Here is a 246-nt window from a genome sequence, read left to right on the forward strand (position 1 = left end):
GGCTCAATCCCTTTAGTTTTTGCTTGATTCGATCATGGTTGTAGTAGTGGATATATTCCTTAAGCTCTGTTTTAAATGACCCGACATCGTCAAACTTCTTTTGATAGAAGAACTCGGTTTTCATAATGCCGAACCAGTTTTCCATGACTGCGTTATCCAAGCAATTACCTTTTCTAGACATGCTTTGAGTAATACCCTGCTGGTGCAGGGCCTGTTGATAAAGCCCCATCTGGTATTGCCAGCCCT

1 protein-coding gene is annotated in these 246 nt (G+C 42.3%); it reads right to left on the minus strand.

The window, feature by feature from the left end; all coding sequences use genetic code 11:
- Positions 1-246, minus strand: a 246-nt coding sequence (locus ICN21_RS01700) for an IS3 family transposase (protein WP_216176298.1), incomplete at both ends; no start/stop codon positions are given.

The organism is Polynucleobacter sp. AP-Feld-500C-C5, from assembly GCF_018882265.1.
Taxonomy (GTDB): domain Bacteria; phylum Pseudomonadota; class Gammaproteobacteria; order Burkholderiales; family Burkholderiaceae; genus Polynucleobacter.